This window comes from Flavobacteriales bacterium (assembly GCA_025210295.1).
In the GTDB taxonomy this organism is placed as follows: Bacteria; Bacteroidota; Bacteroidia; order Flavobacteriales_D; family Parvicellaceae; genus S010-51.
The window spans coordinates 295,567-310,679 of sequence record JAOASC010000028.1 but is presented as its reverse complement, the minus strand read 5'-3'; the positions used below and the strand labels follow the sequence as shown (position 1 = coordinate 310,679).

8 protein-coding genes are annotated in these 15,113 nt (G+C 33.1%); 4 read left to right on the top strand and 4 right to left on the bottom strand.

The window, feature by feature from the left end; all coding sequences use genetic code 11:
• The 3 genes from N4A35_09605 to N4A35_09595 all read right to left on the bottom strand — a co-directional run.
• The coding region (locus N4A35_09605) for a tetratricopeptide repeat protein (protein MCT4581660.1) at positions 1–1,761 on the bottom strand (1,761 nt) is incomplete at its 3' end.
• Positions 1,762–1,765: 4 nt separating this feature from the next.
• The gene (locus tag N4A35_09600) at positions 1,766–4,234 is read right to left on the bottom strand and encodes a tetratricopeptide repeat protein (protein MCT4581659.1); all 2,469 of its coding nucleotides are present in this window, start codon (positions 4,232–4,234) and stop codon (positions 1,766–1,768) included.
• Positions 4,235–4,237: 3 nt separating this feature from the next.
• Positions 4,238–6,589 (bottom strand): tetratricopeptide repeat protein, encoded by a 2,352-nt coding sequence (locus tag N4A35_09595; GenBank protein MCT4581658.1) that lies wholly within the window; start codon positions 6,587–6,589, stop codon positions 4,238–4,240.
• A gap of 179 nt (positions 6,590–6,768) precedes the next feature.
• On the opposite strand from N4A35_09595, the gene fsa reads away from it, so the two are divergent.
• Together fsa and N4A35_09585 are read left to right on the top strand one after the other, a co-directional pair.
• Entirely contained in the window at positions 6,769–7,425 is a 657-nt protein-coding gene (gene fsa, locus N4A35_09590; protein MCT4581657.1) for a fructose-6-phosphate aldolase, read from the top strand.
• Between the two features lie 88 nt (positions 7,426–7,513).
• The gene (locus N4A35_09585) at positions 7,514–8,131 is read left to right on the top strand and encodes an L-threonylcarbamoyladenylate synthase (GenBank protein MCT4581656.1); all 618 of its coding nucleotides are present in this window, start codon (positions 7,514–7,516) and stop codon (positions 8,129–8,131) included.
• 7 nt (positions 8,132–8,138) lie between these two features.
• Here the strand turns inward: N4A35_09585 and porU are convergent, their stop codons facing one another.
• Positions 8,139–11,999, bottom strand: coding sequence for a type IX secretion system sortase PorU (gene porU / locus N4A35_09580; protein ID MCT4581655.1), 3,861 nt, complete (start codon positions 11,997–11,999; stop codon positions 8,139–8,141).
• Positions 12,000–12,126: 127 nt separating this feature from the next.
• Between porU and N4A35_09575 the strand changes: the two genes are divergently transcribed.
• On the top strand, positions 12,127–13,113 hold the full coding sequence (locus tag N4A35_09575) for a type IX secretion system membrane protein PorP/SprF (GenBank protein ID MCT4581654.1): 987 nt from the start codon (positions 12,127–12,129) through the stop codon (positions 13,111–13,113).
• Positions 13,114–13,178: 65 nt separating this feature from the next.
• A complete protein-coding gene (locus tag N4A35_09570) occupies positions 13,179–15,089 on the top strand; it encodes an SUMF1/EgtB/PvdO family nonheme iron enzyme (protein MCT4581653.1) in 1,911 nt (636 codons plus the stop codon).
• Positions 15,090–15,113: the final 24 nt, after the last annotated feature.

Here is a 15,113-nt window from a genome sequence, read left to right as displayed (position 1 = left end):
TTCTTCTACAATTTCCTTGGGTGTATTATAAGCGCCTTGTATAATTTCATTCAATAAGTTATTGGCCACAATGGTCATAAAAGCTCCTGGGACACCATGGCCTGTACAATCCACTACAGCTAAATAAACTAAATCTCCCTTTTTATACGTCCAATAAAAATCACCACTCACGACGTCTTTTGGTTTTAAAAGCACAAAACTCTCCCGAAAGTTATGATACACAGCTTCTTTTGAAGGCAAAACAGACTGCTGTAAATTTTGAGCATAATTAATACTATCTGTGATTTCTCGATGTTGTTTGCCTAAAATAGCTTTTTGACTTTCAGCAATTTGGTGTTGTTCTTCAGCAAATTCTTTTTGTTTCTCTACTTCTACTTTTTGTTCTCTTACCTCTTTATTCTTTCTCACAAAATAAATAGAAAATAGTACCACTACGAATAGACCTCCTATTAATAAATACTGTTTAAAATGCTGATTGCTTAATTCCGCAGTTTGTTTTTTGAGTTCTATTTCTTTTAATTTTTGAGCTTCATTATGTTTAATGGAGTCTATAGCTGCTTGTTTTTGATAATTATATTGATACTCTTGCTCTAAAATTCCTTTTAAATTTTCCTCACTAGAAATTGAATCTTTCAATTCATTATAATTTTCATACATTTCTAAAGCTTTTTTATGATCTCCTTTAGCTTTATATGCATTATACAGTAAGATAGAAGCTTCTGACATGTATCCTTTATTTCCGATTTTAGAAACACCATCTAAGCCTATTTTAAGATTATTAATTGCTTCATTATAATTATTTTGTGCATATTGTAACTCTCCTAAACCTAAATGACATACAGCAGTTAAAAAATCATTCCCTAGCTCTTGAGAGGTTACAGTCGCTTTTTTAAAATAATACAATGCTTGCTCTTGATTGTACACCTTATTATCCCTATAGTTTGTGATTGTTTGTTTTTCTTCAAATAAACTATCGTTCGAAAACTCAGAAATAGAATCTAACGCTTTATAATTAAGTGCCACATTAAAATAAGAAATAACCATGGTATATTTATGGTTGAGCGCTTCACGTATTTTCATACTTTTTTTGTTAAACTCCATTGATTTAACATTATCCTTCTTGGCAGAATAAATAGTTGCGATATTACTATAAGCTGTTGAAACTCCTGATTTTTCACCAATCTCAGAATAAACTTCTAATGTTTTCAGGTAATAGTCTAACGCCTTTTCATATTCTTCTAATGCTTTATAGATAGCACCTACATTATTGTAGGACATCGCTAAAGCTGCAGGATCATTTCTTTTCTCCTCATACGCTAACTTTCTCAAACCATATTTTAACGCTTTATCAAACTCTGATTGATAAAAATATATTTTACCAATCCTTTCATAAGCTTCTTCTACAGCTACTTGATTATTAGCGTTTTCTAATACCTCTAAAATTTGATTATTAATAGCTAAAGCCTTAGTCAACTCTCCTTTGTTAGACAATACTATAGCCTCAACTTTCATGAATCGAGCCAACTGCATTGAATCATTTTGAGTTTGGGCATAATTTTTCCCTTTTTCAGCTAAAATAATTGCACTATCAGGGCTTTGTTTTAAATACCCCTCTTTTATTAACTGATAAAGGGCTTCGTACCTAACAGTATCGTATTGAGCTTCACTTTCCCATAACCTCTTTAAGGAATCTAAATCTCTTTGTGCTACTGCATTTAAAGCTATCCACATGAAGAATAGCAACATTAAAAAACTTTTCATAATCTTATATTCTGACTCCTATCATACAGACATCATCAAACTGCTCTAACGCTCCTTTCCAAGCTTCAAAAGTCTGACTCATAATTTGCTCTTGCTCCATTATGTTTAATAAACTGATTTCTTCAAACTTTTTTCGAATGGGTTGGTAGTAAAACTTCTTCCCTTTTGGTCCTCCTTTCTGATCGGGGTAACCGTCACTATGCATATACAACATATCGTTAGTCTCTACTTGAAAAACTTGTTCTTCTATTGCTATATCGGGCTTATAACCAATATCTGCTTTGGATCCTTTGTACTTCGTCAACTTGGAGTTTCTGACCAGACAAATACTGGTATGTGTTCCCACAAAACGTACTTCTCTTGTCTTTTCATTCAACGAAAACAACCCTAAATCCATACTATCTCTAACTTGAGCTGTTGGACTTCCTCCTACGCGTAATTTAATGCGTTGATGCAATTCTTCTACAATTTCTTTGGGTGTATTGTAAGCGCCTTGTATAATTTCATTCAATAAGTTATTGGCCACAATAGTCATAAAAGCTCCTGGAACACCATGTCCTGTACAATCCACCACTGCTAAATAAACTACCCCCCCTTTTTTATACGTCCAATAAAAATCGCCACTCACAACATCTTTGGGTTTTAAAAGCACAAAGCTTTGGGAGAAATGTTGGGAAACATCTAATTTGGAGGGCAACACTGATCGTTGTAAGTTTTGTGCATAATTAATACTATCTGTAATCTCTCGATGTTGTTGTCCTAAAACAGCTTTTTGATCTTCGGCAATTTGTTGTTGCTGTTCGGCAAATTCTTTTTGTCTTTCCACTTCTGTTTTTTGATCTCGTACCTCTTTATTCTTTCTTACAAAATAAACAGAAAACAGAAGCGCTATGAATAAACTTCCGTATAATAAATATTGTTTGTTTTTTTGGCTCTTTAGTTCTAACTTTTGCTTTTCAATTTCCACCTGCTTAATCTTTTGAGCCTCTATATGCTTTACAGAATCTGCAGCTGCTTGTTTTTCATAATTATATTGATAATCCTGTCGAATAACTTCCTTTTTATTAGCTTCCTTACCCAAACTATCTCGCATTTTTATATGCTTCTCATACATGTTCAGCGATTGTTTCGAATATCCTAATTGCTTATAATTTTGATATAGTAATAGCGAAGATTCTTTTATTAATAATACATTCCCTATTTCCTCTGCCTGGTTGTAGGAGAGCAAACCATATTCTTTAGATTCATGATAGTCTTCTTCTTGATAATAGACTTTCCCCAGCCCTAAATAAGATTCAGAGATACCAGCCTTAGCATTGATAAGTTGATTAATTGCTAAACTTTTAGAGAAAAAGTCTTCGGCTTTTAAAAAGTTTTCTTCATTATTTTGACGTAGTTTGATCATATTATTTTGCTGTTCAGAAGCGAGTAAATTAGCAGCTTTAAAAATACTATCAGCAATATTATTCCCTATTGCTAAATAAGAGTTACCAAGCATATTATAGCACTCTGCTACTCCTTTCTTATTGTCTAATTCTTGTCTTAGTTCTAAACTTTTTTTATAAAAGGTTATCGCTTTCTCAAAATCATTTTGATTAAAATAAACTCCACCAATATTAACATAGGAATAAGCTACCCCCATTTTATCTCCAACTTCTTGAGAAATGTGCAAACTTTTCGTAAACTCTTCAATAGCTTTTTCATTCAGATTCAAGCTTAAATTCACATTTCCAATATTATTGTAAAGTGCAGCTAATCGGATATTATCTCCTAACTCATCAAATATTTTTAAAGCCTTGGTATAACTATCTATTGCTTCATAATAATTACCTTGATAGACGTAGATCACACCAAGATTAGTATAAGCTAATCCCACAGCCTCAACATCGTTTGACTGTTTACTAATTGCTAAACTTTTCTCATAACATGCAATTGATTGATCATAGTCTCCCATATTGTCATAAGCCACTCCCATATTATTATAGGCGCTAGAAATTCCTTTAAAATTTTTCAATTGCTCTTGTATTTCTAGTCCTTTTTTGTAAAATTCAATTGCTTTTGTATAATCACCTTGATAATGGTACGCTCCTCCTATATTATTGAATGAACTGGCGATACCTTTACTATGGTTGACTTCTTGATAAATATGTAAACATTGATTGTAATATTCTATAGCTTTATCAAAATCACCTTTTACAGCAAAAGACACTCCTTGTTGATTATAAGATTTGCCTAATTTTACCTTTAGCTTGTTTTTTTCACAAAATTCTACTGCTAGCTGAGCAAAATAAAATGCACTATCTGGATTAGTAAACATATACTTATTCCATGAATAATTGTGTAAAGCATCGATTCTTATAGTGTCATGTTGTTTAGCATCTTGCCAAACTCCCCATAATGAATCGAAATTGGTTTGCGCTACTAAATTAAAAGTCACCAGACAACCCAATAATATTAATTTAAATTTCCCCATACATTATATCCTTACTCCTATCATACAAACATCATCAAACTGCTCTAACGCTCCTTTCCAATCTTCAAAGGTTTGACTCATAATTTGCTCTTGCTCCATTATATTTAACAAACTGATTTCTTCAAACTTTTTTCGAATGGGTTGATAGTAAAATTTCTTTCCTTTTGGCCCTCCTTTTTGATCGGGGTAACCGTCACTATGCATATACAACATATCATTAATCGCCACTTGAAAGACTTGTTCTTCTATTGCTATATTGGGCTTATAACCAATATCAGCTTTGGAGCCTTTAAACTGTGTTAACTTAGCATTTCTTACTTGACAAATACTCGTATGTGTTCCCACAAAACGCACTTCTTGAGTTTTTTCATTCAACGAAAACAACCCTAAATCCATACTGTCTCTTACTTGAGCTGTTGGGCTTCCTCCTACGCGTAATTTAATGCGTTGATGTAATTCTTCTACGATTTCTTTGGGGGTATTGTAGGCTCCTTGTATAATTTCATTCAATAAATTATTCGCTACAATGGTCATAAAAGCTCCAGGAACACCATGTCCTGTACAATCCACTACAGCTAAATACACTAAATCACCCTTTTTATACGTCCAATAAAAATCGCCACTCACAACATCTTTGGGTTTTAAAAGCACAAAACTTTGGGGGAAGTTGTGATACACAGCTTCTTTTGATGGTAAAACCGAACGTTGTAAACTTTGAGCATAATTAATACTATCTGTGATTTCTCGATGTTGTTTGCCTAAAATGGCTTTTTGATTTTCAGCGATTTGTTGCTGTTCTTCGGCAAATTCTTTTTGTTTCTCTACTTCAACTTTTTGTTCTCGCACCTCTTTATTCTTTCTCACAAAATAAATAGAAAATAGCAAAGCAATTCCTAATCCTCCATAAAGTAGTAATTGTCTGTTTTTTTGATTGAGCAACTCAACCTTTTGCTTTTCTATTTTAACTTGCTTAATTCTTTGAGCTTTTTCATGTTTAATTGAGTCTATAGCAGCTTTTTTTTCGTAATTATATTTATATTCTTGATTATAAAGAGCTTTCTTGGTTTCTTCATCATCTAAGCTATCTTTTAAAACAATATATTCTTCATACATCGCCATAGATGCTTGATATTTCTTTTGCCTTTTATACAATTGATACAACTCAAAGGTTATTGGCAATTTTAATCCCATTTTATGTTCAAGCACATCAACTTTTTGACAATGATGGTAAGCTTTTAGCAAGAAATCCTGAGCATTAAAATATTTTTTTTGTTTGGCTTTCAATTTCCCCATTACAAAATACGCCCTAATTAAATCATAATTTTCTCCAATCTTTTCTGAATAACTTATACTTTCTCTCAAAATACTTTCTAAAGAATAGCCTTGAATAAACTTTATAACATTCTCAGAAAGGTCTAATTCTTCTGGAGTTAAAACATCATTAAATTTCAATAGATAAGCTTCATCACTGGTTTCGAGATAAACATTAACAATAGAATGGTATAATGATGCTATTTTATACTCATCTTCTAAACGAACAGCATAATCTAATGATTTTAGATAACTACCTAATGCATTTTTATACTTTTTTTGATCTTCATATATTCCTCCTTGCCCATAGTAACCTATAGCTAAACCATATAAGTCATTTGATTCTATACAATTGATTATTGATTTTTCATTATACTCAAGTGCCTTTTCAAACTCCCCGACTTCCCAATAAGACCTAGAAATGTTTTCTAGCACAATTCCTACATTTTCTTTTGAGTTTTTGGATTTTTCATTCAGTTTCAACGCTTTAAAATAATATTTCAATGCTGCTTCTAAATTACCTTGCATCTCATGTACTTGTCCAATATTACTCCACACATTTGCTATCTGATTAGTATCTTTAATTTCTACAGCTATTTCCAATGCTTTGTAGTAATATTCAATCGCTTTATCATGTTCTCCAATATAAGAATTTGTGGTAGCCAATCCATTATATGAAGATGCTTTTAATAAAGTCAACTCATTCTGTTCAGACTTCTCTAACCCTTTCTTATAATACTTTAAAGAACTGTCTGGGTAATCCAAAAAATGATAGGCTTTTGCTCTGATATGATAGGCACATACTTCATAGTCATTAACTTCTCTAGTTACAGAAAAACGTTCCATAACATTTGAAAGTTTTATAACACTATCTGGGTTTGAAAACAAAAAGCCCTCCCATGCATAACTATATAAAGCTTCTAACCTTATAGAATCCTCTTTTAACTCATCTTCCCAAACTCCAAACAAAGAATCCAGGTTAGTCTGACTAAAACAAATTAAGGATGAAACAACGTTGATAAAAAATAAGGCAAATAATTTCATCGAGCTTTTTTTCTAAAACATCTAATTATTCCCAATTTAAAACATTTATTCTGTTAACAAAATTTTAAGAAGTGTTAATTTCTATTTTAATGTGTTAATTCTTTTTTTAAACAAGAGAAGCTTTTAGCGACTACATTTGTGCGAAATATATTTCAACCCAATTAAAAAAAACAAACCACATGAAATTTTTTATTGACACTGCGAACCTTGAACAAATTAAAGAAGCTGAAGACTTAGGTATTTTAGATGGTGTTACAACGAATCCTTCTTTAATGGCAAAAGAGGGGATCTCTGGAGCTAATAATATTCTACAACATTATGTAAACATCTGTAATATAGTAGATGGTCCTGTTAGTGCTGAAGTTATTGCTACTGACTTTGAGGGGATGGTCAAAGAAGGAGAAAATTTAGCTGAGTTACACCCTAATATTGTCGTTAAAGTTCCGATGACTAAAGAAGGGATAAAAGCAATAAAACATTTCTCAAAAAAAGGGATAAAAACAAATTGTACATTGATCTTTTCAGCGGGGCAAGCTTTAATTGCAGCTAAAGCTGGAGCTACTTACGTCTCTCCTTTTATTGGAAGATTAGATGATGTTTCTACAAATGGAATTGCTTTAATTGAACAGATTAGATTGATTTTTGACAACTATATGTTTGACACAGAGATTTTAGCTGCATCAGTTCGTCACCCTATGCATATTATTGACTGTGCTGAAATAGGAGCAGATGTTATGACTGGACCTTTAAGTGCTATTTTAGCATTAGTAAACCACCCATTAACAGACAATGGTTTGGCTAAATTTTTAGCTGATTATAAAAAAGTTAACGGATAATACATTCCACAACAAAAACAAATCAAGACGATTTGATTGCTAAAACCCTCATTTTTATTAGCTTTGCGCTTTAAAAATTGAGGGTTTTATGTTAATAGAGTTTTTTTCAAGTAAAAATATTGATCAAAGAAAAATTGAAGAAATTGTTTTACTCTTAAAAAAAGGGGAGGTAATTGTTGTACCAACAGATACTGTATATAGTTTTGCTTGTGACTTAAATAATAAAAAAGCACTTGAAAAAATGGCCCGATTAAAAGAGCTAAAATTAAACAAAGCTAACTTCTCTTTGATCTGTCATGACTTAAGTAGTTTATCTGATTATACCAAACCTCTTGACAGAAGCACTTATAAAATTCTTAATAAAGCTTTCCCTGGCCCTTATACATTTATACTAGATGCTAGTAATCTTGTACCCAAATTATTTGGAAATAAAAAGAAAGAAGTAGGGATTAGAATTCCTGACAATGATATTACACGTACAATAGCTAACACATTAGGGAACCCGCTTGCTGTAACTTCGGTACATGATGATGATGAGATTGTTGACTACACGACCGATCCACAAGCAATAGAAGAGCGTTTTGAAAAACAAGTAGCAGCTGTTATAGATGCTGGTTATGGAAATAATGTACCATCAACTATTATTAACTGTTGCAATGGAAATATTGAAGTTATTAGAGAAGGAATTGGAGAAATTTTCTTTTAAAAACTGATTATTTCAGTACAACAAGTTTCTCAAACTTTTCGACTTTATCTCCTTTTTCATTCACCACTTTTACTTTATATACATACACGCCTTTTCCAATATTATCACCATAATCATCTGTCCCATTCCATTGGATACCATCTACTCTATATCCACTGGTATGAGCTCTTTGATTGATTGTTTTGACAACTTTCCCAGAGATGGTATAAATTTGAATTTGTACATCTAAATAATCACACACTTGATTATGTTCAAATGAAAACTCCGTTTTGGTAGTAAAAGGATTAGGATAATTTAAAATATGATCTAATGCCAATTCTTCATTGGATGCTACAACAAACTCTATATCTTCAGTTTGTGAATTATTGTAAACATCCCAAACCTTTAAACTAAGCGTATGTGCCCCTTCTTCTAGATTTTCAAATGGATAGGTAATTTTCCCACTTTTGTAGGTATCTAAGTCTGTTTCATAAAAGTCATTTAGAATAATCGCATTGGTGGTATTCTTATCCAGTATTGCTTCTATATTATGTCCTACTCCATTTCCAACAGTATTAATTCCATTCTCATCAAAAACCTTAGCAAAAAGTGACGGGTTTTCATCGGTAACACCGCCTGAAACAAACTTATCATTATTCATATATAAAGAAATGACAGGAGGCTCATTATCGTCAGCAGCATGCTCATTAATTCCTCCTATTATAGGTTGTTCTGTATACCCATTAGCATCTGTTTCTCCATTTTCTGCATAATAGCTAATTCTTCCATTCCCATACTGAAAAGAGATATCTTTAGGAACGATAAATGAAAATACAAATGCTCCATTCTTAACAGAAGCTTTACCTCTATACACCAAGTTTTTCCAAAGGCTGAAATTAGCAGGAGAAGAGTCTGGACTATTACCTAAAGTAGTTAAGTTCGCAACTTTATCATAAATCTTTGTGGTAATCACTCCATTAAAGTTTTCCAATTTTTGCCCTAAATGATTTTCAACGTGCCCTTTAATCACCACTTTACTTAATGCAGTAATAGTATCTAATGTCATATTTAAAGACTTCCCATTTATTGAATCTGTGACAATGTGGTACTGAGGTAAGGCCAACTTTACAGCTGGATCTCCTAGCAATGCAAATTTTCTGTAATTAACATCTCCCGAAATACTTCCATACTTATTTTTTGTCCCCATATAAATATCTCCTAACCTTGGAGCTTCATTATTTACCTTATCAAATACGGTATCATAAAAATAACTATTAAGTGCAGCATTACTCGTGGAATAAACCAATCGAGTGGTTGTAAATAGTCCTATCCCTCCGCCATTAGGGTTTAACACAACATATTCACCCGCAGATGTTCTATCGTGATCATCAAAACGGCTAAACTCACAGGTAGCCGTCATAAAAATAGGCATCCTAGCTAAATTGGTCCAGCCCAACACAGTAGGGACTGTTAGGTAACGTTCATGCCCTAAACCTGTTTCTCCACCATGTCCTATATAGTTCACCAATAAAGCTCCATTCTCAACCTGTTGTTTAAAAGCTTTTTCTGCTTCATAATTTCGCTCCCCACCAGCAGTTGAAGTTTCGACATAAGCGTCGGCATGAATTTTAGACAAATTCATTTCTGGATGTAATAACCTTGCCTTATTATACATGGTTTCTATATCATTAAAATAATGGTTATTATCCCCATCATCACTAATTTGAATAGCGATATTCCTCCAATCTGACAAAACTCCTGAACTTGTATTGTTCGCACAATGTCCCACAGTTGACGTTGTATTATTCACCGTCCCATAATACTTTATTTTTGCTACCATATCATTAGCTTCTTTAAGCGTTTTAACCGGCAACCTTCCAATGGCTACATCCAATAAATCGCTGTTATTCATTGCTCCATTATCGGAAAGAATAGCAAAATAATCATCTGTGGTATAAGAAGCTGTTTTAGATAATGTTTCAACAGATTCATAGGTTGGTATAAAGTTTTTATTGTGTACCAAAATATTTCGATTATCATACGATCCATCCCCCATCAACAAGCAATATTTTGGAATTAAGTTAGGGTTACTTCCCGCTCGTTTATAGAACATTCTTAAAAATGATTTAATGGCTGTTGCATCTCTCATTCCTGAGGAGAATTCATTGAAGATTTGATTGGTTGTGACCACATGAACACTCAGACCTTCTGATTGATGAAAAGCTGAGAGCTCATTAGAAGCTGTTATAAATTCAGGAGCTGTTACAATAATCATATCAGCATAACTTAAAGCATGTAAATCCTGATGTTCAATTTTACCATAAAAGTCTGGTGTTAAAAAATTACTATTGTCCATTGCTATAAAAGTTCTTAAAGAATCTGTATTCACACTAAAACTAGCTTGGTTTCCAACTAAATCATAATTCACAATACCTGCATTTCTAGGATCGGTTACCTCCCACAGCATTTCAATATTTCCAGCATTACTAATTGTAAAGTTGGTCACATTACCTGTTCCAACACTTTCTAAAGAACGAAACTCCATTTGGTTACTAGCCATGGATAAACTCCTCATTACATTAACCTCCATAAAATCCAACCACCCTACAGCTGAAGGAGCCCCCGCTTTATTAAAGTTAATATTTACTGAAAACTCACTAGAATTAGCCTTTAAAAAATGGGTATTTATCTTTTGCCTTGCATAAGGGTTATACTGACCATTTCCTGATGGACTTAACATGTTAGGTAACTGTTGTACATTGTTTCCTATACCAACAGTAAAATAAGGAGCCACACTTGTAGCAGAGATTAACGTATTGGTTCTAATCAGAACAGAGTCTTGTGAAATGAGGTTAGGAAAATTAAAACCATAATTATAACTAGTTTGAACATCATAAATATCACCAAACCATTCTCTTCCTGATTTTCCCAAATTATATTTTTCATCTTCTACATAAGCAAAATCATTAAAAGAAGTAATGTTGTGAGTAGGAGTTAAACTACTTAACGATATATTACTCAAACGTTTTGGAGTACCCCCCGAATTATTTACATTAATAAAATAGTAAGAAGTATCACAATATTGGTGTACACTATGAACAAAGCTATTTCCATTCTGTTCCCATGTATGTGGACCTTTTGCATAAAACAAAACATAATCATTGGCATCGAAACTTCCATCATCCTCTCCTTCTATATAAATAGAGTTTTTTGCCAAGTCATCAAAACGAAAAGCAGCATTACTTTCTGGAAGCATTCCTGCTCCATTTCCATAAATATTGATTGCATTGGGTGAAACATTATCGATATCTATCCCTAGATTTTTAAGAAAGGTATAATCTAATTTATATACTCCATCTTTTACCAAACCTATCTTATACCAATCTCCACTACCAGATTTCAACACTGAACTCAATGCATAATTTTTCAATAGAAATAGAGGAGATGGTGGAGTACTCATTACCCCTTTATAGCTCACTAATTTTTCAAATCTTCCTGTTTGAATATTCTTACGAACAGCATTAACACTTACTAAAAGCTTGTTCTTTTTTCGTGAAGAAATCACTTTTGTATTAAAGATAAAATCTTGTGGAACTTCTTTCAACAAGCACTTCACCTCTTCAAGAGAAAGTTCTGCGGTTTGAAAGTTAGTTATTTGAAAAGTAGCTTGTGAAGAATTGGTATTAAATACCTTATTAGCATAGGGTATACTTTCTTCGATCTTCCATGCCCCACTCAATGGCTGAAAATAATTAAATGAAGTACTTTGAAAAGTATAGTTTTTCATCCCACTCCAATCAACATTAACAGTCACATTTTTAGTTTGACCATAAAGTGAAAAAATGTTTAAAAAAAACAAAAATACAGCTAATACATTATACTTTATCATTATGAAATTCTAATTAGGTGGCGGTATATCAAAAAACGAACTCAATTTCAAGATATTGCGTAAAGGTAGGTAAAATATATTTTTTTTTGTATTATTGCATATTAATATAAGACTGAACCAACAACAAATGAGCAAATTAGCCCAACATGTACCTGCACTTATTTTTAGTAGTTTTTTTATGCTACTAAGTGTTTTTTCTATCAAGGCTCAGGATGCTGAATTCACACAGTTTTACGCTAATCCTCTATATTTAAACCCTGCATTTGCAGGTACCAATAAATGCCCTAGAATAAACTTAAACTATAGAAATCAGTGGCCAGGATTATCGGCTACATTTGTAACAACTAGTGCTAGTTATGACCAATATGTTCCATCAATATCAGGAGGTCTAGGCCTTATGGTTGTTACAGATAGAGAAGCTAAAACATTGGCAACTACTCGAGTTAGTGGCATCTATGCATATCAATTGAAAATTAACAGAAAGTTTTCGCTTAGAGCAGGACTTGAAGCCACTTTCTTTCAAAAATCCTTAGATTGGTCGAAACTAACATTTGGGGATATGATAGACTCTAGACGAGGTTTTGTATATGACTCGGGAGACATACCAAGAGGAGGAACAAGATCAGGCATGGATTTTTCGGCTGGTGTAATAGGCTTTAGTGAACATTATTTCTTTGGATTTGCTGCACATCATATCAATCAGCCTGACGAATCTTTAATTAAAGGAAAAAGTCCAATTCCAATTAAGTTGACTGGACACGCTGGAGCTGTAATTCCTTTATCTGGTTCGAGTTCTAAATATAGTAAAGATGAAGGCTTATCAATCTCTCCCAATATTTTATTCAGAAGTCAAGGGCCATCCAACCAATTAAACATGGGGATGTATGTTAATAAAGGACCACTTGTAGGTGGTGTATGGTATCGAAATGCAGATGCTTTTATTATATTATTGGGTATTCACGCTAATCAAATCAAAATAGGTTATAGTTATGATGCTACTATTTCTAAATTATCCTTGGCATCAGGAGGAGCTCATGAAGTTTCACTCAACTATACATTCAAATGTCGACCAAAGAAACGAACATTTCGTTCTGTAACTTGTCCTGAGTTTTAATTTTTTTAATTAATTTTGTAACCTATTCCATAAAAAACAGTTATAAGGAAAAATAAATTTAAGATATGAAGCAAATAAAAATATCTATTCTATTCGTAATCGTTGGTATTACAAGTCTTGTCTCTTCTTGCTCTTATGAGCGTTCGAGTACAACAGGATGGGAATTTAACAACACTGCCAATGGTGGTTTTGAAAAAAAGCCCTACGAAGAACAGGAAACTGGACCAGGATTAATACTTATAGAAGGAGGAACCTTTACTATGGGACGTACTGAGCAAGACGTTATGTATGAAGCTCACAACACTCCTCGTTCGGCAACTGTATCTTCTTTTTATTTAGATGAAACGGAAATTACAAATCACCAATGGTGTGAATATCTTTATTGGACTGGAAGAACATTTACAGATTTCCCAATGATTTATAAAAAAGCTTTACCAGACACATTAGTATGGAGAGAAAAGCTAGCTTATAACGAACCTTATGTTGAGTACTACTTAAGACACCCATCTTACAGAGATTATCCTGTTGTAGGAGTAAACTGGCTTCAAGCGAATAACTTTTGTGCTTGGAGAACAGATCGTGTTAATGAGTATATTTTAATTAGAGAGGGGATTCTAGTTTTAAACCCTGATCAACAAAACAACCCTTTTACAACTGATGCTTATTTTGCTGGACAATATGAAGAGGGACTAAATGAAGCTGGTCAAATGCCTAACCTAGATCCATCTGCTGCTTCTGGAGACAGAGCAAGGGATATGGGAGTTAGAAATGTTAGAATGGAAGATGGAATTCTTTTACCACGTTACCGTCTACCAACTGAAGCTGAATGGGAATTTGCTGCTTATGGTTTAATAGGAAACACTGTTGATGGAAGAATTACAGAAAGAAGATTATATCCTTGGAATGGTCACTGGGTAAGAAATCCAGACGACAAATGGCAAGGAGACATGATGGCTAACTTTGTTAGAGGAAGAGGAGATTATATGGGGGTTGCAGGAAACTTAAATGATAATGCTGATGTTACTGCTCCTGTAATTTCTTATTGGCCAAATGATTATGGATTATACAATATGGCTGGTAATGTTTCTGAATGGGTAATGGATGTATACAGAGCTCAATCTTCTGAAGACTTTGATGAATTTAGACCTTTCCGTGGTAATGTATTCAAAACAAAAGTATTGAATACTGCAGGAGCGATTTCAGATAAGTATGATGCGACAGTATACGATTTAGATGGAATTAAAGAATACTTAGCCATCTTTAAAGATGAAAGAGAAGGAGACATTGATCGTACTCACGGATACGAAAACAGAACAAATAAAGTAGATTCTCTAGAGACCTTGCTTTTAACTGCGATTGATGAAAGAGTTGCAGAGGCATTAAAACTAAGAAAAGATAAGCAACATTTACAAGCTGCTGAACAAATCTCAATTATCTTTTCTGAAGTATTTGAAGATATCAATAATCAAATTCAACAGATTCCTGGTTATGAAGAATATGAATTAGAAATAATCCCTATGTTACGTTCAGGTCTTTCTGATTTTGTTTTAAATACTCCTGGAAACGTAAAAATGAGAGAAGTTACTACAGAAGAAAACATCAAAAGAAGAAACTATAGAGTTGCCGACAACATTGATGAGTTAGATGGTGATTTAAGATCTTCTATCTACTTCCCAGGGAATGATGAACTTGGTGGACCAATGATTGAAGAGATAAATGCTGGAAGTAAAAAAGAAGATTGGGTAATGTATCAATCAGGTAAAGATGCCACTCTTGGAGGAGCTAATAATCCTACTACTTTAGTTTCTGATAAATCTAGAGTATACAAAGGAGCATCTTGGAGAGATCGTGCATACTGGATGAATCCAGGTACTAGAAGATACCTAGATGAAGACTTATCTACTTCAACCATCGGATTCAGATGTGCAATGGATAGAGTCGGAAGTCCTACTGGATTAGGATCTAAAAGAAAATAATAAACGATAATCGTTACTATTACT